This is a genomic window from Variovorax sp. Soil_C_33 (genome assembly GCF_057656935.1).
Map to the genome: position 1 here is coordinate 143,917 of NZ_JBDGJK010000003.1, position 24,152 is coordinate 168,068.

Below are 24,152 nucleotides of genomic sequence, written 5' to 3' on the forward strand. Positions count from 1 at the left end.
AAGCCCTGCTCTGCGGCAAGCCCCTCGTCTCTTCCTGATCGCGCCGACTCCGCGGCGCCCGCTTTCGAAACAAGCGCCCTCGCCGCCCGCGGACATTCGGCGCCATGCGGCGCGCGTGATCGCCGTCACCGTGCGGCACTGGTGGCCGTGATCGGCTCGAGCCCGGTCCGAGCCGCCGCGACCACCGCGTCGGTGAGCCGGTCGAGCATCGGGATCTTCAGGCGCACGTGGTGCCAGTAGAGCGGCACCTGCAAATCCACGCCCGGCACCAGCTCGACCAGCGAGCCGTCGCGCAGCTGCGCCTCGACCAGGCTCGCCGGGTTCGTGCCCCATCCCATGCCGGCCACACAAGCCGCCACGAAGGCCTGCGGCGAAGGCAGCCAATGCCTCGGCGTTTCGACCGGCTTGCCGCAGGCTGCGCGCAGCCATTGCGCCTGCAGCTTGTCCTTGCGGTTGAAGACCAGGCTCGGCGCCTGGGCCAGCGCGTCTGCCGTCACCCCATGGGCAAAGTACTTCTTCTTGAAGGCCGGGCTCGCAGTGGCGAAGTAGCGCATGTGGCCGAGCGGCACGCTGCGGCAGCCCTGGCCGGGCTTGGCGCTGGCGGTCACGGCGGCGAGCACGGCACCAGTGCGCAGCCACTCGGCCGTGTGCTCCTGGTCGTCCAGGCTCAGGTCGAGCAGGGCCGATTCGCCGGCGCTGAAGGCCGCGATCGCCGAGACGAACCAGGTGTCCAGGCTATCGGCGTTGACCGCCACGCGCAGGGTGACGCGCTGATCGATGGTATCGAGGGCGCCGAGCGCGGGCATGGCGCGCTGCAGATCGCGCTCGAGCATGCCGACCTGCTCGACATGCCGGCACAGCCAGGCGCCGGCCTCGGTCGCCACGCAGGGTGAGCCGCGCACGATCAGGGCCAGGCCGAGCCGGTCTTCGAGCAGCTTGACGCGCTGCGACACGGCCGAGGGCGTGACGTGCAGCGTGCGCGCCGCGCGCTCGAAGCTGCCTTCGCGCACCACCTGCGCAACGGCACTCAGGGACAGGTAGTCGAGCAATGAAGTATTCCTAATGCAGCCGCAGAAAAGTTAACTGGACTGATTCTGCCGCAGCGCCAATCATCGCCGCATGACCCCCTTCGCCTTCCCCGCATTCGCCACCGGCTTCGGCCTGACCCTGGGCCTGATCGTCGCCATCGGCGCGCAGAACGCCTTCGTGCTGCGCCAGGGCCTGCGGCGCGAGCATGTGTGGCCGGTGATCCTGTTCTGCGCGCTGGCCGATACGGTGCTGGTCGCCGTCGGCGTGATCGGCATGGGCCAGCTGCTCGAACGCCTGCCGCTCGTGGCGCCGGCGCTCACCGCCGGCGGCGCGCTGTTCCTGCTGGCCTATGCCGCCTTCGCTTGGCGGCGTGCGCTGCGCCCTGCCGCGCTGCACGCGGCAGCGGGCAGTGCGGGCCGGAATTCGCTCGGCCGCGTGATGACGCAGACCGCCGCCTTCACGCTGCTCAATCCGCACGTGTACGTCGACACCCTGCTCTTGGTCGGCGCCGTCGGCGCGCAGCAGGCCGGACTCGGCAAGGGAGCTTTCGTGGCGGGCACTGCACTGGCCAGCGCGAGCTGGTTCGCGGGACTCGGCGCCGGCGCGCGGCTCCTGGCGCCGCTGTTCGCGAATCCGGTGGCGTGGCGCTGGCTCGATGCGCTCGTAGGCCTGGTGATGCTGGTGCTGGGCGTGGTGCTGGCCTTACAAGCGGTCTCAGCGCTGCGGGGCTGAAGCGGCCCGCGCTTCGAGCTCGGCCGCCAGCGCACGCGCCTCGTCGCCCTCGGGAATAGGCCGGCCGCTGTCGCGCCATGCGACGGCGCTCTTGAAGCCCTCGACCTCGGCCTGGCGGCGGAACCACATGCCTTCGGGGTTGTGGCGCGTGATGCCGTCGAACACGGTGGCGAACATCTGGCTCTGCTCCAGTCCCATCGAGAGCCACACCTGGTTGACCACCAGCTTGTGCATCATCAGCTGCGAGCGCGGCACGCCGGCGATGCGCTCTGCCAGCTTCAGCGTGGCCGCGTCGAGCTCAGCGGCCGGCACCGCGAAGTTGGCGAGGCCCCAATCGGCCGCCTGCGTACCGTCGATGGTGTCGCCGGTGAACATGAGCTGCTTGGCGCGCAGCGCGCCGAGCCGGTAGGTCCACATCGCGGTCGTCGGGCAGCCCCACACGCGCGTGGGCATGTAGCCGATCTTCGCGTCCTCGGCCATCACCAGCAGGTCGCAGCACAGCGCGATGTCGCTGCCGCCGGCCACCGCGTAGCCGTGCACCTTGGCGATGGTGGGCTTGGTGCAGCGCCACAACGACATGAAGTCCTCGGTGTTGGCCTTCATCGCGGCGTAGTCGAGCATCGGGTCCCACGGCGTCTTTTCCTGCCTGCAGGGATGGTCGGCCACGCCGTCCTGTCCCTTGCCCTCGGCATATTCGCCCAGGTCGTAGCCGGCGCAGAAGGCGCGGCCCGCGCCTTCGACCACGATCACGTGCACCTCGTCCTCGGCCTGCGCCCACTCGACCGCGTGGCGAATATCCACCGGCGTGGTGTTGCCGATGGCGTTGAGTTTCTCGGGCCGGTTGAGCACGAGGCGTGCGATGCGCGGGTGCTGCGGATCCTTGTCGACGAGGACGGTGTTGAAGGTGGGCATGGGTGTCTCCTTGTGGCTCCGATCCTATGGCGGCGACCCCCGCGGCGACAGGCCTTTCGGCGATCCCACGAATGCGGTACGGCCAACGCCCAAGTCCAACGGTGGATGCGCCAGGCCGCCGATCGGCGTCTGATGTCATGACAGCGCAGCAAAGGCGCGGCCCACTCGACACATCAATTCAAGGTGACACCATGTACCAAGGCGAACGCTTCAACGGATACAGCCATCTGCTCGGGCTGATGCTGGCCACGGCCGGCTCCGCCCTGCTGCTGGCCAAGACGGTACCGGTCAACGACCCGGCCAAGACGGCGAGCGCACTGGTGTTCGCGCTGTCGATGGTGACGCTCTACGCGGCATCGGTCCTGTTCCACAGCACGCGCGGCCGCATGAAGCTGTTCTGGCAACGCGTCGACCACTGTGCGATCTACCTGCTGATCGCCGGCAGCTATACGCCCTTCGCGCTGGTCACGCTGCAGGGCGCCTGGGGCTGGGCGCTGCTGATCGCGGCCTGGGGCGCGGCGCTGTTCGGCATCGCCCGCGAGCTGCGGCCCGGCGACCCGCCTGCGCCCTCGCTGGCGCTCTACCTTGGGATGGGTTGGCTGGGCGTGATCGCCGCCGTGCCGCTGATCGCGCGGCTCGACAGCACCGGCCTCGCGTGGCTGATGGCCGGCGCAGTGCTGTACTCGGCCGGCACGATCTTCTACCGCAATCCTCTCGGATGGCGCCATGCGCACGGCACCTGGCACCTGTTCGTGCTGGCCGGCACTGCGAGCCACTACGTCACAGTGGCGCATTTCGTGTTGTAGTGCGGCGACGTGCCGCCCTCCTCGCCTTCTCCTCCTCCATCGCAACCCGGGCGCCGCTGGATCGCGCGGCTGGCCTTGACCCTGCTCGCCGCGGCGGTGCTTTCGTCGGCGTATGCGTTGAGAACCGGCTGGGTCTCCATCCCGGAACGCTGGAATCCCTGGGCATCGCTGGACGTAGCGGCCGAGCCGAACCTGCTCACCAACCTCAAGCTGCGGCGCGCACGCGCCTATCCTGCGCGCTGCATGGCGGCGCTGGCGGAGACCGGTCTCGAACATGAAGCCGTGCCGGACCGCGTCATCGCTCCCGGCTGCGGATTCGAGAACGCGGTCCGCGTGCGGCGCGGCCGCAGCCTGGCACTGGGCTCGCCGGTGGTGCTCAGTTGCCGGGCCGCGCTGTCGTTCGCGATGTGGGAGCGGCATGCGCTGCAGCCGGCGGCCGCACGCCACCTCGGCGCGCCGCTCGTCTCGCTGGAGCACCTGGGCAGCTACGCCTGCCGCAACGCCAACACCGGCGAAGGAGGCACGCAGGGCGGCCGCCGCAGCCGGCATGCGAGCGCCGATGCGCTCGACATTGCCGGCTTCGTGCAGAGCGGTCGCCGGCGCATCACGGTGCGGCGCGACTGGGGCGGCAACGACGCGGAAGCGCTCTTTCTTCGGGACGCACACGCCGGTGCCTGCCGCTTCTTCGACGGCGTGCTGGGCCCCGGCTACAACGCCCTGCATGCCGATCATTTCCACCTCGAGGTCGGCGGCTGGAACGTCTGTCGTTAACATGCCTCGCCCGGCAGAACCCGCATGAAAGCCCAGAACTTCTCCTTTCACCACCCGGTCGCATTCTGGGCCGGCTGCATCGCCATCATCGGCGGCGTGCTCGCCCACATGCCGATGTTCATGATGGGCCGGCATACGGGCTACCAGATGGTCGGCATGGAGATGGACGCCACCATGCTGACCGGCATGGCGATGATCCCGCTTGGCGTGCTCCTGGCCATGTACGGCCTCATGCCGCGCATCGCGCAGATGCAAAAGAGCCTGCACGGCGACAGCCACCTGCAGTTCCACGTCGCCGACGGCGTGCCGCTGAACCGCGAGCACTGGAAGCTGGTGATCGTGCTGGTGATCGCGCTGGCGGTCGACGTCCTGAAGCCGGCCACGCTGGGCTTCGTGATGCCGGGCATGACCACCGAGTACGAGATCGGCAAGCAGACCGCCGGCGTGCTGGCGCTGGTGGCGCTGACGGGCACGACAGTGGGCTCGGTGCTGTGGGGCCGGCTGGCCGACATCTTCGGCCGGCGCGCGGCCATCCTGCTGTCGGCGCTGATGTTCATCGGCACCGCGATCTGCGGCGCGATGCCGGCCTTCGGCTGGAACCTCGCGATGTGCTTCCTGATGGGCGCCTCGGCCGGCGGCCTGCTGCCGATCACTTTCACGCTGATGGCGGAAACCGTGCCCGCCGCGCACCGTGGCTGGCTGCTGGTGGCGCTGGGCGGCGTCGGCACCTCGGCCGGCTATCTGCTGGCGGCCGGTTCGGCCGCGCTGCTGGTGCCAGAATTCAGCTGGCGCGCGCTGTGGCTGCTGGGCCTGCCGACCGGGCTGGTGATCATCTTCCTGGGCCGCTACATCCCCGAATCGCCGCGCTTCCTCTCGAACGCCGGGCTCGACAACGAGGCCCGCGCGGTGCTGGCGCGCTTCGCGGGTACCGGCCCCGCGGCAACGGCGAATGCGCCGGCGGCTGCGGTGGTTGCCGAGCAGGAACCGCCGCCCGGCGGCATCGCGCAACTGCTGCGCGGCAGCCATGCGCGCATCACCTGGGGCCTGATCGTCTGCGGCGTGGCTTGGGGCCTGGTCAACTTCGGCTTTCTGCTGTGGCTGCCGACCAACCTCGGCAGCATGGGCATGGACGCCACGGCCGCAAGCGCCCTGCTCGCGCGCTCGGCCCTGCTGGCGCTGCCCGGCATCGCGATCGTGATCTGGCTCTACCACCGCTGGAGCAGCATCAAGGCGCTGGTGCTGTTCATCGCGCTCACGACCGCGACCTTGCTGGTGTTCTTCGGCCTCGGCCTGGCGCAGGTGCAGTCGACCTTGGCGATGGTGCTCACCACCGCCCTGCTGCTCGTGAGCTCGAGCGGCGTGATCGCGATGCTCATTCCCTATGCCGCGGAGATCTACCCGGTGCACCTGCGCGGCACGGGCTCGGGCGTGGTCGCTGCCAGCTCCAAGTTCGGCGGCATCCTGGGCGCGGGCTTCGGGGTGCTGGGCCTGTTCAGCCACTTCACCGTCTCGGCCCTGTTGATCGCCGTGCCGATGGCAGTCGCGGCGCTGATGCTCATCAGGAACGGCATTGAGACGCGCGGGCGCGGCCTCGAAGACATCCAGGACCTGCTGGATGCCGGTCGCGGCACCGCGTCCTAGACGTTCGGAGTACATCTAAAGCAAACATTGCTTCAAAGTGTGAAGTTTTCGCACCTCGAATCGGGCCGCTGTCTGCGAACCTCGCGACATGACCCATTCGAGTGCCGATCTCGCCCTTCTCGAAAGTGCCCTGGCCGCCGTGGAGCGGCTGCTGCTCGCGGAGGGCAGTCGCGCGAGTCCCGCACAGTCCAGCCTTCACATCTGTCTCAACTCGGCCGCTGCGCTGCTGGATGCCAGCCGGTCGTTGATGCGGACGCCGCGTGTCGACGCCGCACCCGAGGAACTGGAGCACGAGTGGAAGACGCTGATCGAGCTGACGAAATCAGCCAGCCGATCGGTCTATCGTGCGACGCTCATCATGGCTGCGCAGCGGAATCTCGTCGCGGCGCAGCTTCCGCAAGCAGCACGCGACGATGCGACTGCGCACTGAGGGCCTTTCGCAATGGCCCTGATCTGCCCCCAATGCAAGACAAAAAATCGGTCTGCCGCCAAGTTCTGCATCGAATGCATCGGCACCTTGCCCACCGCGTTCGCCAGCGCTGACGCGCCTCGCACCAGCGCCGCGAATTCCCTGTTCGGTTTCATGCGGAGAGCCGAGCAGTCGCAGACGCCTGCTGGCGTCAGCGCGGCCCCTGCAGCTGCCGAGGCAACGCACGCTTTTTCCAAGGGGATGTGGGTCAGCATTGCTGCCCTCAGCGTCGCGTTGACCGTCGGCGCCACGGGCTGGCTGGTGGCGGGTGCCGGCGGCTGGTATCTCTACACCGCGGGCAAGGCACAGGTGCATCCCGTTCGCACGGATCGTTCGGAGGCGGAGGCCCGTGCCGCCCCACAGGCTGCCACGGTCGAAGCGCCGGCCATGGCCACGGAACCACAGACCGAAAAGGTGCAACTCGCGCCAGCGAAAGCGCCGGATCCGGTTCGGGCGGCAAGCGAGCCGGCACAGGTGAAGTCCGTCAAAGCTCCGCGCAGCGCGGCCGCCACCGCGCCCGGCCAGGCATGCTCTGGCATGAACTTCGTCGCGGCGGCCCGATGCATGGCCGCCCAATGCGAGAAAGCAGAGTTCAAGGGGCACGCGCAATGCAGCGCGGTGCGCCGGCAGCAGCTTCTCGAAGAGCAAAAGAGAAATCCGGTTGCTCCGTAGCCGGCCCTTTGTCGGCGACGGCATCACGGCCGCTCAGTGAGCGCCGGCAAGGCGCAGCAGCACTTCCTAGAATCGACCGGTGTTCGACGCGCGGCAAGCGCCGCCGGCCTTATCCGTAATAAGCATTGCGTCGCCCCGTAACCCGCATGGGGACTGGCGAATAAGCTTATCCGCATAAAGCGCGAACCAAAAAATAGTTTGTTTCCATAAGGCGCGCTTTTACATTCCCCGGCTCACGTTGACGGGCCGTGGACGCACCGCCTTCCAGCAACTGACACACGATGTACCAATACACAGATTTCGACCGCCAGTTCGTGCACCAGCGCGCCGCGCAATTCCGCGACCAGCTGGAACGCTGGCAGACCGGCAAACTCTCCGAAGACGAGTTCCGGCCGCTTCGGCTGCAGAACGGCTGGTACGTGCAGCGCTACGCGCCGATGCTGCGCGTCGCGGTGCCCTACGGCGAACTCTCGAGCGCGCAGCTGCGCGTGCTGGCCCGCATCGCCCGCGAGTACGACGAGCCCGAAGCCGAGGTCTACAAGACCGCTCTGAAGACGCAGGGCAAGCTCGGCACGCACAAGCTGCCCACGCACTACGGCCACTTCACGACGCGCCAGAACGTGCAATACAACTGGATCCCGCTGGCCAAGTCGGCCGACGTGATGGACCTCCTGGCCTCGGTCGACATGCACGGCATCCAGACCAGCGGCAACTGCATCCGCAACATCACCAGCGACGAGCGCGCCGGCATCGCGATCGACGAGGTCGCCGATCCGCGCCCCTTCGCCGAGATCATGCGGCAGTGGAGCACGCTGCATCCCGAGTTCGCCTTCCTGCCGCGCAAGTTCAAGATCGCGATCACCGGCGCGGCCGAAGACCGAGCCGCCACCGGATGGCACGACGTGGGCCTCAGGCTCGTGAAGAACGAGGCCGGCGAGCTCGGCTTCCGCGTGCAGGTGGGCGGCGGCATGGGCCGCACGCCGATCATCGGCACCGTGCTGCGCGAGTTCCTGCCGTGGAACCAGATCATGAATTACCTCGAAGCCGTGGTGCGGGTCTACAACCGCTACGGCCGGCGCGACAACATCTACAAGGCGCGCATCAAGATCCTCGTGAAGGCCGAAGGCCAGCGCTACATCGATGACGTCGAGGCCGAGTACAAGCAGATCCTCGAGCACGACGGCGCGCCGCATACCATCACGCAGGCCGAGTACGACCGCGTGGCCGCCTCCTTCGTGCCGCCCACGCTCGCGACGCGCGTGTTCCAGAGCGCCGAAGAGACCGACGCCGAGCTGCGCGCGCAGGCGGCCGACGACGTGACGTTCGCGCGCTGGCTGCAGCGCAACGTGGCGCCGCACCAGAATCCCGCCCTGCGCGCGGTCACGCTCTCGTTCAAGCGCATCGGCCAGGCGCCGGGCGACGCCTCGGCCGACCAGCTCGACACCGCGGCGCGGCTGGCCGACCGCTTCAGCGCCGGTGAGGCGCGCGTCACGCACGACCAGAACCTGCTCCTGCCCTGGGTCCACGCCGAAGACCTGCACGCGCTGTGGCTCAGCGCACGCGAAGCCGGCTTCGCCAGCGCCAACGTGCACCTCCTGACCGACATGATCGCCTGCCCCGGCGGCGACTTCTGCGCGCTGGCCAACGCCCGCTCGATCCCGATCGCCGAGGCCATCACCGAGCGCTACCAGGACCTGGACGAGCTCGACGACCTGGGCGAGATCGACCTGCACATCAGCGGCTGCATCAACTCCTGCGGCCACCACCACAGCGGCCACATCGGCATCCTCGGCGTCGACAAGGACGGCAAGGAGTGGTACCAGGTCACGCTCGGCGGCTCCGACGGCTCGGCGCTGTCGGGCGCGGCGCAGCCCGGCAAGGTGGTCGGTCCCTCGTTCTCGGCGGCCGAAGTGCCGGACGTGATCGAGGCCGTGCTCAACACCTACCGCGACACGCGCGAGACTGGAGAGAGCTTCATCGACGCGCTGCGCCGCGTGGGCATCGAGCCTTTCAAGGCGGCCGCCAACGGTGCGCGCTTCAAGGTGGAGGAAGCAGCATGAGCGCAGCGCAGAACCGCTTCAAGCAAGCTCGCACCCCCTTGGGGGGCAGCGAGGACACGTCAGTGCCGAGCGTGGGGGCCCTATGAACAAGACGCTGCGCATCCTTTCAGCGGAAGAACACGTGGACGACGGCGAGCCGAACGTGCTGCAGTTGCCCAACGACGCCGACCCGCTCGCGATCGAGGTCTGCCTCGACGACGTGGACCGCATCGACCTGAACTTCCCGAAGTTCACCGACGGCCGCGCCTACAGCCAGGCCTTCCTGCTGCGCCGCCGCCTCGGCTTCAAGGGCGACATCCGCGCCACCGGCGACGTGCTGATCGACCAGCTGGTGCAGATGGAGCGCACCGGTTTCTCCAGCGCCGTGCTCAAGGAAGGCGTCGACGCCTCCGCCGCGCAGCGCCAGTTCGACCGCTTCTCGGCCTTCTATCAGGGCGACGCGGTGCAGACCACCCCGCACTTCGCGGCGGCGGGATCCGGACCCGCATGAGAACCTTCGATATGAGCATCGACCTTCCACGCATCAACTCCGAACTCGGCCGCAACGCGGAGGGCTTGGTGGATTGGGCGATCGGCCTGGGCCAACCTGCGATCGTCACCACGAATTTTCGCCCGTTCGAGGCCGTGATCCTGCACATGGTGGCACGCGCAAAGCCTGATGTTCCCGTGGTCTGGATGGACAACGGCTACAACACCGAAGCCACCTACCGCTTTGCCGACGAGGTCACGAAGCTGCTGGGTCTGGATCTGCGCATCTATCTGCCGCGCCGCTCGCGTGCGCATCGCGAAGCGGTGGACGGCCCGACGCCGGCGCTCGACGATTCGCGCCATGCCGCTTTCACGGAAGAAGTGAAGCTGGAGCCCTTTGCCCGTGCGCTGCGCGAGACGGCACCGAAGGTCTGGTTCACCGCCCTTCGGGCCACCGACACCGCCGTGCGCGCGCAAATGGACCCGGTCAGCGTCAATCCGGATGGCCTGATCAAGGTTGCCCCGCTGCTGCACTGGTCGTCCAAGGATCTGTATGCCTACTGCGAAGCGCATGGCCTGCCCAACAACTTCGACTACGTGGACCCGACCAAGGGCGAAGAGAGCCGCGAGTGCGGCTTGCATCTCGCGCATTGAGCGCCGACGTTTCACTGATTCCTCGCACTGAGTACCGCACACGATGAACGCCAGAACAGAACACGACCTCCTGCTGCAAGGCACGCACTTGCCCGCGCGCCTGTCCAACACGCAGCTCGACGCGCTGGAAGAAGAAACCATCTTCATCCTGCGCGAAGTCGCGGCCTCCTTCGAGCGCCCGACCCTGCTGTTCTCGGGCGGCAAGGATTCGCTGGTGCTGCTGAAGTGCGCCGAGAAGGCCTTCGGCGCCGGCCGCATCCCCTACCCGCTGCTGATGATCGACACCGGCCACAACTTCCCCGAAGTGACGGCCTTCCGCGACCACCGCGCGCAGGAACTCGGCGCCGAGCTGATCGTGCGCAGCGTCGAAGACTCGATGGCGCGCGGCACCGTGCGCCTTGCCCATCCTGGCGAATCGCGCAATGTGCACCAGTCGGTCACGCTGCTCGAAGCGATCGAGGAATTCCGCTTCGATGCGCTGATCGGCGGCGCGCGCCGCGACGAAGAAAAGGCACGCGCCAAGGAGCGCATCTTTTCGCATCGCGACGCCTTCGGCCAATGGCAGCCCAAGGACCAGCGCCCCGAGCTCTGGACCCTGTTCAACACGCGCCTGGCGCCCGGCGAACACTTCCGCGTGTTCCCGATCTCCAACTGGACCGAACTCGATGTCTGGCAGTACATCGATCGCGAGCATGTCGCCCTGCCCTCGATCTACTACACGCACAAGCGCGAAGTGGTCGAGCGCCGCGGCCTCCTGGTGCCGGTGAGCGAGCTCACGCCGCCGCGCGACGGCGAGAAGGTGGAGCTGCGCGACGTGCGCTTCCGTACCGTGGGCGACATCACCTGCACCTGCCCGGTCGACAGCCTGGCGGCCGACGCCGCCGACGTGGTGGTCGAGACGCTGGCCGCCGAAGTGAGCGAGCGCGGTGCCACGCGCATGGACGACAAGACCTCCGAGGCTTCGATGGAAAAGCGCAAGAAAGACGGTTACTTCTGATGAGTGCGAGCACCTCCACCCCCGCGGCCGAAGCGGCAGCGATCCACGGCGACACCGGCACGGCCCTGCGCTTCATCACCTGCGGCAGCGTCGACGATGGCAAGAGCACGCTGATCGGGCGGCTCCTGGTCGACAGCAAGACCGTGCTGCAGGACCAGCTCGCCGGCGTGCAGCGCGGCGGCGAGACCGATCTGGCCTTGCTGACCGACGGCCTCTCGGCCGAGCGCGAACAGGGCATCACGATCGACGTCGCCTACCGCTACTTCTCGACCGCGCGGCGCAAGTTCATCATCGGCGACGCGCCGGGCCATGAGCAGTACACGCGCAACATGGTCACCGCAGCGTCGAGCGCCGATGCCGCCGTGGTGCTGGTCGATGCCACCAAGCTGCCCTGGGCCGCCGAAGTGGAAGACGGTGAAGTGGTGCGTCGCGAGCTGCTGCCGCAGACGCGCCGCCACACGCTCTTGTGCCACCTGCTGCGCGTGCAGTCGATCGTGTTCGCGGTCAACAAGCTCGATGCGATCGCCGATGCCGATCTCGCCTTCGAACGCATCTCCGGCGCGCTCTCGGAATTTGCCGAAGCCGCCGGCGTGCAGGTCGCCGCCACGGTGCCGATCTCGGCGCTCAAGGGCTGGAACGTGGCCTCGCGCCACGGCAACTGGTGCGGCTACGAAGGCCCGAGCCTGATCGAGCTGCTCGAGGAACTGCCGGTCACGCAGCAGGACGAGGCCGTGCCCTTCGCCTTCCCGGTGCAGTGGGTCGAGAAGTTCTCGGCCTCGGCCGACACCTCCCGGGGCCGCCGCGTGTTCTGGGGCCGTGTGGCCAGCGGGCATGTCGAGCCGGGGCAGCGCGTCACCGTGCTGCCGAGCAACCAGACGGCTACCGTCGCGCAGGTGCTGAGCCATAGCCGCCAGCCGAAGACCGTGCACGCGGGCCACAGCGCCGGCATCGTGCTCGACCGCGAGCTCGACGTCTCGCGCGGCGATTGGCTGTTGGCGCCGGACGCCTTCGAGCCCACGCGCGAGATCACCGCCACCATCGCGTGGCTCGACGACGAGCCGCTGGTCGCGGGCCGCGTCTACTGGGCGCTGCAGGGCCACCGCTGGGTCAAGGCCAAGGTGGCACGGATCGTCGATCGGGTGAACATCACGACGCTCGACTCCGAGCCGGCCGACCGGCTCGAAGCCAACGCGATCGGCGACGTGGTGCTCTCGCTGCAGCAGCCGCTGGCCGTGCTGCCCTTCACGCAATCGCGTGCGCTGGGCTCGCTGGTGCTGGTGGATACAGCCTCCCACAAGACCTCGGCGGCGGTGCTGGTACAGCCCTCGTCCTCAAAAGCCTAAAATTCCGGGTTTTCCGCCATTCCCCGCCAGCCAAGAACATGACTCACGTCGTCTCCGAATCCTGCATCCGCTGCAAATACACCGATTGCGTCGACGTATGTCCCGTGGACTGCTTCCGCGAAGGGCCGAACATGCTGGTGATCGACCCTGACGAGTGCATCGATTGCGCGGTCTGCATTCCCGAGTGCCCGGTCAACGCGATCTACGCCGAGGAAGACCTGCCGGCCAACCAGATCGCCTTCATCAAGCTCAATGCCGAGCTCGCCGTGGCCGACGGCTGGAAGAGCATCACCAAGCGCAAGCCCGCGCTGCCCGATGCCGAGGAGTGGAAAGACAAGACCGACAAGATCGGGGAGTTGGTCCGCTGAGCACGACGCCGGCTCCCATCGAGACCGAGGCGCTGGTCATCGGCGCCGGACCGGTCGGCCTGTTCCAAGCCTTTCAGCTGGGCCTGCTGGAGATTCCCTGCCACATCGTCGATGCGCTGCCTTCCGCGGGCGGCCAGTGCGTGCAGCTCTATGGCGACAAGCCGATCTACGACATCCCGGGCGTCCCGGCAACCAGCGGGCGCGGACTGGCGGAGTCGCTGCTGCAGCAGGTCGCACCCCTCAAGCCGCAGTTCCATTTCGAGCAGCAAGTCGCAACGCTCGAACGCCAGGCCGACCAGCGGCTCCTCCTGGGCACCTCGACTGGCACCACCTTCCTCGCCAAGACGGTCTTCATCGCCGCCGGCGTCGGTGCCTTCGTCGCCAAGCGGATCACGCTCGAAGGCATCCAGCGCTTCGAGGGCACCCGGCTTTTCTATCACCCCGAAACACTGGAGCGCTTCGACGGCCAGGCCGTGGTGGTCAACGGCGGCGACGATGCCGCGCTGGCCACTGCCATCGCGCTGGTCGGCAAGGCCCGCCAGGTCACGCTGCTGCACCGGCGCGACGGTTTCCAGGCCGACGAGGCGCTCGTGGCCCGCATGCGCGCGCTGGTGGCCGAGGGCGCACTGAACTTCGCCGTGGGCCAGCCCGCGGCTTTCGACGGCCAGGCACTGCAGATCACGACGCCCGACGCCCGGACCGTGACGCTGCCGCTCGACGCGCTCATCGCCTGCCTCGGCATCTCGCCGCGGCTCGGGCCCCTGGCCGACTGGGGCCTCGATCTCGTGCGCAAGCAGGTGCCGGTCGACACCGAGCGCTTCCAGACGCGCGAGGCCGGCGTGTTCGCGGTCGGTGACATCAACACCTACCCGGGCAAGAAGAAGCTGATCGTCTGCGGTTTCCACGAGGCCACGCTGGCGGCCTGGGCCGCCACCACGATCGTGTTTCCCGGCAAAGCCGTGCCGCTGCAATACACCACCACCAGCACGCGGCTGCATCAGCTGCTCGGCGTGGGCTGAATAACAAAGCAACCATCCTGAACGAAGGCTGAATGCCGTATTCACGCGTTCGACACGAGAGCGTCATAGGATGCAGGGCATGCTCGCGTTGAACACTGCACTGTTCCAGGCCATGGGCGCTGGTTACACCCCGGATGCCGAGACCATGTGGGTCGCGTCCATCGTGGCCCAGGGCGCCTCCTGGCTCTGCGTGGCCTTGATGGGCTGGGTCGCCTGGCGCCGGCCCTCGCAGCGGGTCTATGCAATGGTGACGCTGGTCGCCGCGGCCGCGGCGGCCATGCTGGCCCACGCCTTGGCGGACGCCATCGCGATGCCGCGCCCCTTCATGATGGGCCTGAGCCCGGCGCACATCGAACATGGCGCGCGCGGCTCGCTGCCGAGTGCGCACGCCTCGGTGATGTTCACCATCGGGCTGCTGTTCTGCCTGCGGGCATCGATACGGAAGACCGGGCTGGCGATCGTGGCGATCGCGGTCCTCACGGGCTGGGCGCGCATCTACGTGGGCGTGCATTTCCCGCTGGACATCGCCGCCGGACTGCTGCTGGCCGGCGGGATCGCCGTCGCGGTCTGGGCGCTTCAGCAGTTCGCGCGCCGCTTCGTCCTGCCGCTCGTTCGCCACGCCCACTCGGGCGCGAGGCTGTCGGCCGCCATCGACCACTGAGGCGCTGCCCGGTCCGCGGCAACGCCAAGTCGCGGTATCGCATCCGGCCAGCCCACGGCTCTACAATCCGAACTGCTTCGCCAGACTGAAGCAACGCTAGGGGTGCCGGCCCGCAACGCCTGTTGCGGGTTGGCTGAGAGAGTCCCTTTGAACCTGACTGAGGTAATCCTCGCGCAGGGAAGCTGGTCCGGCGGCCGCCACGTTTTCTCGCGTGCCGGTCTTGCCGCTGTGGCCTCGCCCACCTGCCAAACACTTTGCAATGGAGCAAATGGATGGCAACGACACCTGAATCCAACGAGGCGCTGACGCCGCTCGGCGACGCCAACCGCGTCTTCCGCTGGCACGACCACATGGCGCTGTGGTTCAGCCTCGGCGTCGGTCTGCTGGTGATGCAGGTCGGCGCCTACCTGGTGCCGGCGGTCGGCACGCGCGAGGCGGCGATCGCTATCGTGCTGGGGTCATTGATCGGCGCCGGCCTGCTGGCCTGGACCGCCCGCCTAGGCTGCGAAAGCGGGCTGGCCAGCGCGGGCCTGATGCACGCCACCTACGGCAGCGCCTTCGCGCGCCTGCCGGTGGTGCTGAATATCGTGCAGCTGATCGGCTGGACCACCTTCGAGATCGTGATCATGCGCGAGGGCACGCAGGCCATCGGCAAGCAGGCCTTCGGCTGGTCGCTGGAGGGCACGCTGGGCACCGTGCTGACCACGCTGCTGTGGGGCGCGGTGCTGCTCGCGCTGCTGGCCGGCTCCATGGTCAAGCTGGTGCGGCGCTTCGTGAGCCGCTTCGGGCTGCCGCTGGTGGTGCTGTCGCTGCTGTGGCTGAGCTGGCAATTCGCGACGCAGCTCCAGGCCAAGGGCCTGGAGGCCTTCTGGTCGCGCCCGGGCAACGGCAGCATGGGCATGTTCAGTGCGCTCGACCTGGTGATCGCGATGCCGGTTTCGTGGCTGCCGCTGGTGGCCGACTATGCGCGGCACGGCCGGCGCAGCGCGGGCGGACTCGGCGGCGCCTTCGGCGGCACCTGGGTCGGCTATGCGCTTGCCAACATCTGGTGCTACGCGCTCGGCGTGATGGTGGTGAGCGTGGCGGAACCCGGCACCAACCTGGTGGCGGCGCTGCTGCTGGCGCAGGGCGGCCTGGTCGCGCTGGGCCTGATCCTGATCGACGAGCTCGACAACGCGTACGGCGACGTCTATTCGGGCTCGGTCTCGGCCCACAGCCTGCAGCCGCGCTGGAGCGTGCGGCGCTGGGGCCTGTGGCTCGCGGTCGCGTGCATCGCCTTCGCGCTGGTGCTGCCGATGCACTCGCTCGAGCCCTTCCTGCTGCTCCTGAGCTCGGTGTTCGTGCCGCTCTATGGCGTGATCCTCGGCCGGCTGGGCACGGGTGGCGCGGTGGTCACGGTGGGCACGCGCAAGATCGATTGGATCGCGGCGCTGATCTGGATCGCGGGCATCGCCATCTACCACGCCTGTGCCAAATGGGCGCCTCAGTTCGGGTCGGCGCTGCCTACACTGGCCCTCACCTTCGTGCTGGCATGGATCACGCGCCCGGCGACGGCAGATGGACCATCGGCACTGGCGCAAAGCCGTGGTTGAGCGGACCGTGGCCGGCTCCGATCTTCACATCCGCGCCGGCCGCCATGGCTGCCACGACGTAGCCGCGCGCGCGCTCCACGGCATCGGCCAGTTGGTAGCCCAGCGCGAGGTGCGCGGCAATGGCCGAGGACAGCGTGCAGCCTGTGCCGTGCAGATTGCGGCTCGCAATGCGTTCGGAAGACAGCCGCAGCCGCTCGCCGCTCGCCTCCGCCAGCAGATCGACGACATCGTCTCCCGGCAGGTGGCCACCCTTGAGCAGCACCGCATGCGCGCCCAGAGCGAGCAATTCGCTCGCGGCATCGTCGAGCGCGTCGACGCCGTCGATGGCGTGGCCGATCAGCAGGGCCGCCTCGTCGAGATTGGGCGTGACCACGGTGGCGCGCGGGAACAGCTCGCGCACCAGCACCTGCACGGTTTCTTCGGCGATCAGCCGGTCGCCGCTGGTGGCGACCATCACCGGGTCGAGCACCACCTTGGAAAGCCTGTAGTGGTCGATGGCCCAGGCCACCACCTCGACCACCTCGGGCGCATGCAGCATGCCGAGCTTGACCGCGTCGACGCCGATGTCTTCGACCACGGCCTGGATCTGCGCCTTCAGAAAAGCCGGCGGCACGCCGTGGATGCCCGACACGCCCAGCGTGTTCTGCGCGGTGAGCGCGGTGATGGCCGTCATGCCGTAGCAGCCGAGCGCCGAGAAAGTCTTCAGATCGGCCTGGATGCCGGCGCCGCCGCCGCTGTCGGAACCGGCGATCGAGAGCACGCGGGCGTAACGAGAGAATGCTTGGGTCATGCCGGCAAGCTTACCGAATGATCTGCCAATGAACGCTGCCCCCCTTCCTTTCCGCTCCGCCGTCATCCTCGGCGCCGGGCTCATGGGCCGCCTGCTCGCAGTGACGCTGGCCCAGGCCGGCTGCAAGGTCGAGCTCTTCGACGCCGGCGGGCCGGAGGCCGACGGCGCGGCCGCGCGCGTCGCGGCCGCCATGCTGGCGCCGCTGGCCGAATCCGCGATCGCACCGCCCTCGGTCGTGCGCATGGGCCACTACGCACTCGACCGCTGGCCGGTGCTGATCGAATCGCTGGCGGCGCCCGTGTTCTTCCAGCGCGCAGGCACGCTGGTGCTGTGGCACCGCCAGGATGCGCCCGAAGCCGCGCGGCTGGCGCGCATGCTGGCGCACACCGGCGAGGTGGTGCCCGAACTGCCTGCAATGAAGTCGCTCGATGCGGCCGGCATCGCCGCCCTGGAGCCCGCACTGGGCCAGCGCTTCGCGCACGGCCTGCTGCTGCCGGAAGAAGGCCAGCTCGACAACCGCGGACTGCTCGCCGCACTGCTCGCAACGCTGCAGGCCATGCCCAACGTGCAACTGCATTGGCAGGCCCCGCGCAGCATCGACGACTTCGACGCCGGAGGAGCCGGCCAGCCCGAGCGGGTCATCGACTGCCGCGGCCTCGGCGCGCGGCCGCAGTGGGGCGCCCTGCGCGGAGTGCGCGGCGAAGTCATCCGGGTGCATGCCCCCGAAGTCGCATTGCAGCGACCGACGCGGCTGGTGCATCCGCGCTACCCGCTCTACATCGCACCCAAGCCCGGACAGGTATTCGTGATCGGCGGCACCGAGATCGAGTCCGACGACATGTCGCCGGCCAGCGTGCGTTCCACGCTCGAGCTGCTGAGCGCCGCCTATTCGGTGCACAGCGGTTTTGCCGAGGCACGCATTCTCGAGATCGCCACGCAATGCCGGCCGACACTGCCCGACAACCTGCCGGCCTTCCGCCAGCCGCGCCCCGGCGTGATGCAGATCAACGGCCTGTACCGCCACGGCTTCATGATCGCGCCGGCCATCCTCGACGTCGCGATGGAACTGCTCGCCACCGGCCATTCCACGCTCGCGAGCCGTTTCGATCTGGCGCCCAGCCTGGAAACCGTCCTGCCATGAACATCCTGATCAACGACACACCGCAAACGCTGCCGAGCGGCGCGACGCTGGCCGACGCGCTGGCGCTCATCCACGCGACGCCGCCCTTCGCCGCCGCGGTGAATCGCCAGTTCGTGCCGCGTTCGAACTACGCGTCGCACGCCTTGCAACCCGACGACCGCATCGAAGTGATCCGCCCCGTGACCGGCGGCTGAGGAAAATCCATGACCACGACCCCATCCCACGACCCGCTGGTGCTCTACGGCCAGGCCTTCCAGAGCCGGATGCTGCTCGGCACCTCGCGCTACCCCTCGCCCGACGTGCTCGAAGCGGCCGTGCGGCGCGCGCAGCCGGCGATGCTGACCGCTTCGCTGCGCCGCCAGACGGCCACGCCGAACGGCGCCGGCAGCGACAACGGCTTCTGGGAGCTGCTGCGGCGGCTCCAGGTGCCTGTACTGCCCAATACGGCCGGCTGCCACAGCGTGCAGGAGGCGGTCGCGACCGCGCAGATGGCGCGCGAGCTCTTCGACACGCCGTGGATCAAGCTCGAGCTCATTGGCGACGACTACACGCTGCAGCCCGACACGCTGAATCTGGTCGATGCCGCAGCGCAACTGATCCGCGACGGCTTCCACGTACTGCCCTACTGCACTGAAGACCTGGTGCTGTGCCGGCGGCTGGTCGACGTCGGCTGCCAGGCCGTGATGCCCTGGGCCGCGCCCATCGGCACCGGCCGCGGGCCCGTTAATCCCTATGCCTTGCAGGTACTGCGCGAGCGGCTCAGCGTGCCGCTGCTGGTAGATGCCGGCCTCGGCCTGCCCTCGCATGCGTGCCAGGTGATGGAATGGGGCTACGACGGCGTGCTGCTCAACACCGCCGTCGCGCTGGCGCAGGACCCGGTCGCGATGGCCGGCGCCTTCGCCGATGCGGTGCAGGCCGGCCGCAGCGCGCACCTCGCGGGCGCAATGGCCGCACAGGAATCGGCACAGCCGAGCACGCCGGTGCTCGGCACGCCGTTCTGGCATCACGCTGCATCGCAGTGACCCCATCATGAGCAACACCACCGCCCCCCAAAACATCGCGCAGGCCATCGTCGCAGCGCATGCGCCGCGCTTCGGCGAGACGGCCCAGGCGCCCGCATCCTTCTCGTCCGACGACGCCGTCTATCGCGGCGCCAAGACGGCCTGCGCCGCGCTCGGCTTCATCGAGGTCGATGCCGAATGCCTGGCCCGCGCCTGGCGCGCGCAGACGCAGCGCACCGGAAGCTTCGATGCGCATGCCTGGCCCGAACAGCCGGCCGACTTCGGCATGCGGCCCTTCCCGCCCACCGAACGCCGCAACGCCTTCCCGCCCTGCCCGCAGAAGCTGGGCCTCTACGCGGTGCTGCCCGACGCCGCCTGGGTCGGCCGCATGGCGCGCGCCGGCGTGCCGACGGTGCAGCTGCGCTTCAAGTCCGACGACGCGGAAGCCGTCGTGCGCGAAGTGCACGCGGCCGTCGAAGCGGTGCGCGGCACCGGCGCCCTGCTCTTCGTCAACGACCACTGGCGCGCCGCCATCGCGGCCAAGGCCTACGGCCTGCACTTGGGCCAGGAAGACCTGGACGCGCTGACGCCGCAGGACCTGGAGACGATTCGCGCCTCCGGCGTGCGCCTGGGCGTCAGCACCCATGGCTACGCAGAGATGCTGCGCGCCGATGCCGTGAGCCCGAGCTACATCGCGATGGGCGCGGTGTACCCGACCACCTTGAAGCAGATGGCGACCGCACCGCAGGGCGTGGCGCGGCTCGGGGCCTATGCGCGCCTGCTGCGCGGCTATCCGCAAGTGGGCATCGGCGGCATCGACGAAGCGCGCCTGCCCGACGTGCTGGCCACCGGCGTCGGTTCGGTGGCGGTGGTGCGTGCTTTGGTCGCCGATCCGGAGCCTCAGGCCGCAGCGGAGCGGCTAATGGCTGCGGTCGAAGCGGCCACCCGCCAATGAAGTCACGAATCACATGATCGAGCCTGGCCGGAAGGCCTCAAAAACCACGCTATAATTTGAGGCTTGTTCCTCGATAGCTCAGTCGGTAGAGCGCCGGACTGTTAATCCGTAGGTCCCTGGTTCGAGCCCAGGTCGAGGAGCCACAACAAGCCGCAAGGCAACTGGAAAGCCCGCTATCAGATTGATAGCGGGCTTTTTCATTTGCCGGAACCCGAAGCGCTCTAAGCGGTGCGGGCGACCAGAAGCGCATCCGCTTCGTGCAGCCGAGGCATGCCGTCGATTGCTCCGCGGCCTCTCACCGCGCCAGCGGGCGCGGAACGCGCGCCACGAGGTCGGCGTTCCACCTCGCGATGCAGACGGCGCTGGCAGCCATGTGCTCAGTCTCGCTCGCGGTCGATGCCGAAGGCGCGCAGCTGCGCCGCCAGCCGCTCGTATTCGGATGCATCCAGCGCCACCAGCGGCGGGCGCACGCGCATCCAGCCCGGCGCGTCGTCCTGCAGCGCCATCACACCCTTGAAGGCCGCCGTCAGCCCGTAGCCGCCGAGGATCTGGAGCAGCGCCAGCACGCGTTGCTGATCGGCCGCCGGCTCGCCGGAGCCCTTCACCAGCCGTTGCACGAGGCGCGGCATGACGTTGGCGATGCCGCTGACGGCGCCGACGCTGCCGCGTGCGGCCAGGGTCTGGAGATCGGGCTCGTTGCCCACCCACACCTGCATCGGCGGCATGAAGGCCTCGGCGTAGGCCAGCGAATCCTCGCGCCGGCAGCCGCTGTCCTTGAGACCCACGATCGTGTCGGGGTAGAGCGTCTTCAGCGTGCGGATCACGTGGTGGCTGAGCCCCACGCCCGACACCTGCGGGATGTGATACAGCACGACGCGCAGCCGCGCATCGCCGACGCCGTCGATGATCCAGCGGTAGGCATCGATCACGCCCTGGTCGGACACGCCCTTCAGGAAGAAGGGCGGCAGCAGCAGGCAGCCGTAGGCACCCAGCTCGACGGCGTGCCGGGTCAGCGCCAGCGCATCCGGCAGTGCGGCGCAGCTGGTGGAGGCCAGGATGCGCCCCGCCGGTACGCCCCGCGCCACCAGGCCGGCCAGCGCATTCATGCGCTCCGCCACGCTGAAGGATGGCCCCTCGCCGGTGGTGCCGAAGGGCGTGACGCCGGTGCAGCCGGCATCGAGCAGGCGCAGCGCGTGCGAAGCAAAGCGCGGGATGTCGATGTCGAGCTTCGCATCGAGCGGGGTCAGCAGCGCGGGCCAGATGCCGGTGTAGGGAACGGGAGAGGCGATGTTCACGTCGGGACTTTCAAATGGGGAAGAGACAAGCCAGGGAAGAAATGGGTTTCAGGTTTCGGCGCCGAACTGCTCGTCGAGCCGCTGGTGGGCCGGCAGGCCAACGATGCGGGTGAACTCGGCATAGGCGAGCGAGGGCACGTCGCGCGGCGTGCCGTCCTGCCGCAGCCTGGCGAGCGCCTGCTCGACGGCCAGCGCGGCACTGAAGAGCGCAGTCACGGCGTACAGCACCACGGCGAAGCCCATGGCCTGCAGATCGGACGCGCTCAACGCCGTGGTCTCGTTGCCGTCGACGATGGAGACGATCTTCGGCCCGGACAGCTGCCGCGCCACCGCCTCCACCTCGGCGATCTTCTTGATGCCGTCGACGAAGACGAGGTCGACGCCCGCGTCCTGCCAGCGCCGGGCGCGCGCCAGCGCCTCGTCGATGCCGGCGGCGGGCAGCGCGTCGGTGCGCCCGATGACCAGCATCGGATCGTCGCCGCGTGCGGCGATCGCGCAGCGCAACCGGCGCTCGTTCTCGCGCGCATCGATCAGGCGAATGCCGGCCATCTGGCCGCAGCGCTTCGGCGCCACCTGGTCCTCGAGGTGGATGGCGGCGACGCCGGACTGGACGTACTCGCGCACCGTGCGCTCGATGTTCGACGGCCCGCCGTAGCCGGTGTCGGCATCGGCGATCACCGGCACGCCGACGGCGCGCACCATGTCGCGCGCGTGGCCGGTCATCTCGGTCTGGGTCGAGAGGCCGATGTCGGGCTGGCCCAGCCGCGACGCGGTGGCACCGAAGCCTGTCATGTAGATCGCGGGGAAGCCGGCGCGCTCGATCTGCCGTGCGCTCAGCGCGTCGTAGGCGCCCGGCGCCTGGACGATGGAACCGGTGGCGAGCAGCGCCTTCAGCGACAGTGCGGGATGGGGGGTCATGCTAGGGCCTGTTAACCCGTGAATCACCCCCGCGCCGGGGCGGCAAGGGGTGCAGGGCTAGGCGCGGGCCGCAGCCCAGGCTGGCCGCCTGGGCAAGGACCGCAACGACGCCATGCGCCCCTTGCCGCCCCGGCCCTCCGGGTGAGGCCCCACAGAGGGCCCACTCGTCGTTGCCAATGCTCACTGGGTGTGCAACCCAGTTCCGCTTGGCGCCTAGATTGGGCCCTCTGTGGGGCCCCACGCGGGGGGGATTCATGGGTTAACAGGCCCTCTAGCTCATCATCAGGCCGCCGTCGATATTGATCGACTGCCCCGTCATGTAGTCGGCCGCCGGCGAGGCGAGGAACATCGCCAGGTCGGCCACGTCATCCGGCGTCTGCGCCCGGCCCATGGGCACGGCGGCCACGCGCTGCTGCCACGCCTGGCCCCGGGGCACGCCCTGCAGCGCGGTCCAGTCGCGGTCCATGCGCTGCCACATGTCGCTCTCTACCAGCCCGGGGCAGATCGCGTTGACGGTGATCTGCGGCGCGAAGGCCATGGCCGCCGACTGGCCGAGGCTGATCACCGCCGCCTTGCTGGCGCGGTAGTGCGGGATCACCGCCGCGATCGGGCCGGCGCCGCTGCGGCCGGCGATCGATGCCATCAGCAAGATCTTGCCGCGCGGCCTTCCCTCGCCCAGCGGCGGCTGCACCAGCATCTGCCGCGCCGCCGCCTGCAGCGTAAGGAATGTGCCCTTCACGTTGACGCCGAGCATGCGGTCCCAGTCGCTCGCCTCCAGCTCGAGCAGCGGCTTGAGCTGCATGATGCCGGCGTTGCAGACCATCACGTCGAGGCGGCCGAATGCCTCGACCGTGCGCCCGACCAGCGTCGCGCAATCCTCGGCGCGCGTCACGTCGGCCGGCACGCCGAGCGCCTGCAGTTCGCCAGCAGCGTCCGCGCAGGAGCCGACGTCGATATCGGAAACCACCACCCGCGCGCCCTGCCGGGCGAAGGCCCGCGCCAGCGCACGGCCGATGCCCTGCCCGGCTCCGGTGACGGCCACCACCGGCCCGCCGCTCGCGGCCTGCGTCACGGCGCCGCCCTGCGCTTCAGCGCTTCGCCGGCGACGTAGGTGCGGTTCCACACAGGCGAGATCACCAGCTCGTTGATGCACACGTGCGGCGGCATCTCGGCGATGAAGCGGATCGTTCGGCCCAGGTCCGCCTCCTGCAGCATCCGCGCCTTCTCGGCCTCGGTCGGCTCGACCGGCCGCTTTTTCAGGATCGGGGTGGCGACCTCGCCCGGGCACAGTGCGGTCGCACGCAGGCCGTTGACGCACTCCTCGATGTTGAAGGAATGCGTGAGCGCCATCAGCGCGGCCTTGCTGGCGGTGTAGGCCGGCCCGGTCAGGTATTCGTAGTGCCAGCCCGCGAAAGAGGCGACGTTGATCACCGTGCCCTCGCGGCGCGCGCGCATGCCCTTGGCCACGGCCAGCGTGCAGTAGGTGGCGCCGTTCAGGTTGACGGCAACCACCTGTTCGAAGGTGGGCGCGTCGGTTTCGCACCAGTAGCGCTTGGGAAAATTGATGCCGGCGCTGTTGACGAGGACATCGATGCGGCCGAGTTCGGCCTCGATCGTCCGCGCCACCGCGGCAACGGCCGCGGCGTCCGCCACGTCCAGCGGCGCGGCGGTGATGGCGCCGGACGGCGCGCCCAGGCGCTCGGCGGACTCGATGGCCGCATCGAGCTTGGGCGCATCGCGCCCGGAGATGACGACCCGGCAACCGGCCCGGGCCAGTTCGATCGCACCGGCTAGCCCGATGCCGCTGCCGCCGCCCGTGACCCAGGCGACCTTTGCTTCAAGACTCATCGTCGGATCC

26 protein-coding genes and 1 tRNA gene are annotated in these 24,152 nt (G+C 68.9%); 20 read left to right on the forward strand and 7 right to left on the reverse strand.

From position 1 onward, the window contains the following. Window positions 1–125: 125 nt before the first annotated feature. Window positions 126–1,049: a LysR family transcriptional regulator ArgP gene (locus tag AC3A6B_RS06015; RefSeq protein ID WP_487835850.1), complete on the reverse strand. Its 924-nt coding sequence runs from the start codon at window positions 1,047–1,049 to the stop codon at window positions 126–128. A 70-nt stretch (window positions 1,050–1,119) separates the two neighbouring features. Here AC3A6B_RS06015 and AC3A6B_RS06020 point away from each other — a divergent pair, with 70 nt between their 5' ends. Further along, a complete protein-coding gene (locus AC3A6B_RS06020) occupies window positions 1,120–1,761 on the forward strand; it encodes a LysE/ArgO family amino acid transporter (protein WP_487835851.1) in 642 nt (213 codons plus the stop codon). Here the strand turns inward: AC3A6B_RS06020 and AC3A6B_RS06025 are convergent. Continuing rightward, window positions 1,744–2,673 (reverse strand): crotonase/enoyl-CoA hydratase family protein, encoded by a 930-nt coding sequence (locus AC3A6B_RS06025; protein WP_487835852.1) that lies wholly within the window; start codon window positions 2,671–2,673, stop codon window positions 1,744–1,746. The two genes, AC3A6B_RS06020 and AC3A6B_RS06025, sit on opposite strands and share 18 nt — an antisense overlap. 191 nt (window positions 2,674–2,864) lie before the next feature. On the opposite strand from AC3A6B_RS06025, the gene trhA reads away from it, so the two are divergent. The 14 genes from trhA (at window position 2,865) to AC3A6B_RS06095 (ending at window position 16,194) form a co-directional block, all read left to right on the forward strand. Further along, on the forward strand, window positions 2,865–3,479 hold the full coding sequence (gene trhA, locus AC3A6B_RS06030; protein WP_487835853.1) for a PAQR family membrane homeostasis protein TrhA: 615 nt from the start codon (window positions 2,865–2,867) through the stop codon (window positions 3,477–3,479). A gap of 75 nt (window positions 3,480–3,554) precedes the next feature. Continuing rightward, window positions 3,555–4,250, forward strand: coding sequence for an extensin-like domain-containing protein (locus AC3A6B_RS06035; protein ID WP_487835854.1), 696 nt, complete (start codon window positions 3,555–3,557; stop codon window positions 4,248–4,250). Window positions 4,251–4,274: 24 nt separating this feature from the next. Next, window positions 4,275–5,891 (forward strand): MFS transporter, encoded by a 1,617-nt coding sequence (locus AC3A6B_RS06040; RefSeq protein ID WP_487835855.1) that lies wholly within the window; start codon window positions 4,275–4,277, stop codon window positions 5,889–5,891. Between the two features lie 88 nt (window positions 5,892–5,979). Further along, complete coding sequence (locus AC3A6B_RS06045) at window positions 5,980–6,321, forward strand: hypothetical protein (protein WP_487835856.1); 342 nt, start codon at window positions 5,980–5,982, stop codon at window positions 6,319–6,321. A gap of 12 nt (window positions 6,322–6,333) precedes the next feature. Then, on the forward strand, window positions 6,334–7,032 hold the full coding sequence (locus AC3A6B_RS06050; RefSeq protein ID WP_487835857.1) for a hypothetical protein: 699 nt from the start codon (window positions 6,334–6,336) through the stop codon (window positions 7,030–7,032). Between the two features lie 281 nt (window positions 7,033–7,313). Further along, window positions 7,314–9,092 (forward strand): nitrite/sulfite reductase, encoded by a 1,779-nt coding sequence (locus tag AC3A6B_RS06055; protein WP_487835858.1) that lies wholly within the window; start codon window positions 7,314–7,316, stop codon window positions 9,090–9,092. Window positions 9,093–9,174: 82 nt separating this feature from the next. Next, on the forward strand, window positions 9,175–9,582 hold the full coding sequence (locus AC3A6B_RS06060; RefSeq protein WP_487835859.1) for a DUF934 domain-containing protein: 408 nt from the start codon (window positions 9,175–9,177) through the stop codon (window positions 9,580–9,582). Between the two features lie 11 nt (window positions 9,583–9,593). After that, the gene (locus AC3A6B_RS06065) at window positions 9,594–10,214 is read left to right on the forward strand and encodes a phosphoadenosine phosphosulfate reductase domain-containing protein (RefSeq protein WP_487836131.1); all 621 of its coding nucleotides are present in this window, start codon (window positions 9,594–9,596) and stop codon (window positions 10,212–10,214) included. A gap of 43 nt (window positions 10,215–10,257) precedes the next feature. Next, window positions 10,258–11,211, forward strand: a complete 954-nt coding sequence (cysD, locus tag AC3A6B_RS06070; RefSeq protein ID WP_487835860.1) for a sulfate adenylyltransferase subunit CysD — start codon at window positions 10,258–10,260, stop codon at window positions 11,209–11,211. Further along, the gene (locus AC3A6B_RS06075) at window positions 11,211–12,554 is read left to right on the forward strand and encodes a sulfate adenylyltransferase subunit 1 (RefSeq protein ID WP_487835861.1); all 1,344 of its coding nucleotides are present in this window, start codon (window positions 11,211–11,213) and stop codon (window positions 12,552–12,554) included. The genes cysD and AC3A6B_RS06075 overlap by 1 nt, the downstream gene beginning before the upstream one ends. Before the next feature lie 38 nt (window positions 12,555–12,592). Next, complete coding sequence (gene fdxA, locus AC3A6B_RS06080; RefSeq protein WP_093108794.1) at window positions 12,593–12,922, forward strand: ferredoxin FdxA; 330 nt, start codon at window positions 12,593–12,595, stop codon at window positions 12,920–12,922. Then, entirely contained in the window at window positions 12,880–13,941 is a 1,062-nt protein-coding gene (locus AC3A6B_RS06085; RefSeq protein WP_487835862.1) for an NAD(P)/FAD-dependent oxidoreductase, read from the forward strand. Before fdxA ends, AC3A6B_RS06085 begins: the two co-directional genes overlap by 43 nt. A 79-nt stretch (window positions 13,942–14,020) precedes the next feature. After that, complete coding sequence (locus AC3A6B_RS06090; protein ID WP_487835863.1) at window positions 14,021–14,602, forward strand: phosphatase PAP2 family protein; 582 nt, start codon at window positions 14,021–14,023, stop codon at window positions 14,600–14,602. 272 nt (window positions 14,603–14,874) lie between these two features. Then, a complete protein-coding gene (locus AC3A6B_RS06095; protein ID WP_487835864.1) occupies window positions 14,875–16,194 on the forward strand; it encodes a purine-cytosine permease family protein in 1,320 nt (439 codons plus the stop codon). On the opposite strand, the gene thiD is transcribed toward AC3A6B_RS06095, so the two are convergent. Continuing rightward, complete coding sequence (gene thiD, locus AC3A6B_RS06100; protein WP_487835865.1) at window positions 16,139–16,984, reverse strand: bifunctional hydroxymethylpyrimidine kinase/phosphomethylpyrimidine kinase; 846 nt, start codon at window positions 16,982–16,984, stop codon at window positions 16,139–16,141. The two genes, AC3A6B_RS06095 and thiD, sit on opposite strands and share 56 nt — an antisense overlap. Window positions 16,985–17,012: 28 nt before the next feature. Here thiD and AC3A6B_RS06105 point away from each other — a divergent pair, with 28 nt between their 5' ends. From AC3A6B_RS06105 to AC3A6B_RS06125, 5 genes are all read left to right on the forward strand, one after another. Continuing rightward, the gene (locus AC3A6B_RS06105; protein ID WP_487835866.1) at window positions 17,013–18,125 is read left to right on the forward strand and encodes an FAD-dependent oxidoreductase; all 1,113 of its coding nucleotides are present in this window, start codon (window positions 17,013–17,015) and stop codon (window positions 18,123–18,125) included. Further along, complete coding sequence (gene thiS / locus AC3A6B_RS06110; protein ID WP_093108800.1) at window positions 18,122–18,319, forward strand: sulfur carrier protein ThiS; 198 nt, start codon at window positions 18,122–18,124, stop codon at window positions 18,317–18,319. The genes AC3A6B_RS06105 and thiS overlap by 4 nt, the downstream gene beginning before the upstream one ends. Window positions 18,320–18,328: 9 nt before the next feature. After that, on the forward strand, window positions 18,329–19,147 hold the full coding sequence (locus AC3A6B_RS06115; protein WP_487835867.1) for a thiazole synthase: 819 nt from the start codon (window positions 18,329–18,331) through the stop codon (window positions 19,145–19,147). 7 nt (window positions 19,148–19,154) lie between these two features. Further along, the gene (locus AC3A6B_RS06120; RefSeq protein ID WP_487835868.1) at window positions 19,155–20,081 is read left to right on the forward strand and encodes a thiamine phosphate synthase; all 927 of its coding nucleotides are present in this window, start codon (window positions 19,155–19,157) and stop codon (window positions 20,079–20,081) included. 67 nt (window positions 20,082–20,148) lie between these two features. After that, window positions 20,149–20,224 (forward strand) — tRNA-Asn (locus AC3A6B_RS06125). 234 nt (window positions 20,225–20,458) lie between these two features. Here AC3A6B_RS06125 and AC3A6B_RS06130 read toward each other — a convergent pair. The 4 genes from AC3A6B_RS06130 to AC3A6B_RS06145 all read right to left on the reverse strand — a co-directional run bounded on the left by AC3A6B_RS06130 (window position 20,459) and on the right by AC3A6B_RS06145 (window position 24,142). Beyond that, window positions 20,459–21,376 carry a dihydrodipicolinate synthase family protein gene (locus AC3A6B_RS06130; RefSeq protein ID WP_487835869.1) on the reverse strand — a complete coding sequence of 306 codons (918 nt, stop codon included), beginning with the start codon at window positions 21,374–21,376 and terminating at the stop codon, window positions 20,459–20,461. A 48-nt stretch (window positions 21,377–21,424) separates the two neighbouring features. Continuing rightward, on the reverse strand, window positions 21,425–22,294 hold the full coding sequence (locus AC3A6B_RS06135; protein WP_487835870.1) for an isocitrate lyase/PEP mutase family protein: 870 nt from the start codon (window positions 22,292–22,294) through the stop codon (window positions 21,425–21,427). A 271-nt stretch (window positions 22,295–22,565) separates the two neighbouring features. Then, the gene (locus AC3A6B_RS06140) at window positions 22,566–23,366 is read right to left on the reverse strand and encodes an SDR family NAD(P)-dependent oxidoreductase (protein WP_487835871.1); all 801 of its coding nucleotides are present in this window, start codon (window positions 23,364–23,366) and stop codon (window positions 22,566–22,568) included. Beyond that, a complete protein-coding gene (locus AC3A6B_RS06145) occupies window positions 23,363–24,142 on the reverse strand; it encodes an SDR family oxidoreductase (RefSeq protein WP_487835872.1) in 780 nt (259 codons plus the stop codon). The genes AC3A6B_RS06140 and AC3A6B_RS06145 overlap by 4 nt, the downstream gene beginning before the upstream one ends. Between the last annotated feature and the right edge of the window lie 10 nt (window positions 24,143–24,152).

Bases quoted from the DNA above. Each gene is read 5' to 3' on its own strand.
- AC3A6B_RS06045 (WP_487835856.1), top strand. From the start codon at position 5,980: ATGACCCATTCGAGTGCCGATCTCGCCCTTCTCGAAAGTGCCCTGGCC.
- cysD (WP_487835860.1), top strand. From the start codon at position 10,258: ATGAACGCCAGAACAGAACACGACCTCCTGCTGCAAGGCACGCACTTG.
- AC3A6B_RS06105 (WP_487835866.1), top strand. From the start codon at position 17,013: ATGAACGCTGCCCCCCTTCCTTTCCGCTCCGCCGTCATCCTCGGCGCC.
- thiS (WP_093108800.1), top strand. From the start codon at position 18,122: ATGAACATCCTGATCAACGACACACCGCAAACGCTGCCGAGCGGCGCG.
- AC3A6B_RS06115 (WP_487835867.1), top strand. From the start codon at position 18,329: ATGACCACGACCCCATCCCACGACCCGCTGGTGCTCTACGGCCAGGCC.
- fdxA (WP_093108794.1), top strand. From the start codon at position 12,593: ATGACTCACGTCGTCTCCGAATCCTGCATCCGCTGCAAATACACCGAT.
- AC3A6B_RS06040 (WP_487835855.1), top strand. From the start codon at position 4,275: ATGAAAGCCCAGAACTTCTCCTTTCACCACCCGGTCGCATTCTGGGCC.
- AC3A6B_RS06075 (WP_487835861.1), top strand. From the start codon at position 11,211: ATGAGTGCGAGCACCTCCACCCCCGCGGCCGAAGCGGCAGCGATCCAC.
- AC3A6B_RS06065 (WP_487836131.1), top strand. From the start codon at position 9,594: ATGAGCATCGACCTTCCACGCATCAACTCCGAACTCGGCCGCAACGCG.
- AC3A6B_RS06120 (WP_487835868.1), top strand. From the start codon at position 19,155: ATGAGCAACACCACCGCCCCCCAAAACATCGCGCAGGCCATCGTCGCA.
- AC3A6B_RS06025 (WP_487835852.1), bottom strand. From the start codon at position 2,673: ATGCCCACCTTCAACACCGTCCTCGTCGACAAGGATCCGCAGCACCCG.
- AC3A6B_RS06055 (WP_487835858.1), top strand. From the start codon at position 7,314: ATGTACCAATACACAGATTTCGACCGCCAGTTCGTGCACCAGCGCGCC.
- thiD (WP_487835865.1), bottom strand. From the start codon at position 16,984: ATGACCCAAGCATTCTCTCGTTACGCCCGCGTGCTCTCGATCGCCGGT.
- AC3A6B_RS06135 (WP_487835870.1), bottom strand. From the start codon at position 22,294: ATGACCCCCCATCCCGCACTGTCGCTGAAGGCGCTGCTCGCCACCGGT.
- AC3A6B_RS06090 (WP_487835863.1), top strand. From the start codon at position 14,021: ATGCTCGCGTTGAACACTGCACTGTTCCAGGCCATGGGCGCTGGTTAC.
- AC3A6B_RS06020 (WP_487835851.1), top strand. From the start codon at position 1,120: ATGACCCCCTTCGCCTTCCCCGCATTCGCCACCGGCTTCGGCCTGACC.
- AC3A6B_RS06145 (WP_487835872.1), bottom strand. From the start codon at position 24,142: ATGAGTCTTGAAGCAAAGGTCGCCTGGGTCACGGGCGGCGGCAGCGGC.
- AC3A6B_RS06060 (WP_487835859.1), top strand. From the start codon at position 9,175: ATGAACAAGACGCTGCGCATCCTTTCAGCGGAAGAACACGTGGACGAC.
- AC3A6B_RS06050 (WP_487835857.1), top strand. From the start codon at position 6,334: ATGGCCCTGATCTGCCCCCAATGCAAGACAAAAAATCGGTCTGCCGCC.
- trhA (WP_487835853.1), top strand. From the start codon at position 2,865: ATGTACCAAGGCGAACGCTTCAACGGATACAGCCATCTGCTCGGGCTG.
- AC3A6B_RS06095 (WP_487835864.1), top strand. From the start codon at position 14,875: ATGGCAACGACACCTGAATCCAACGAGGCGCTGACGCCGCTCGGCGAC.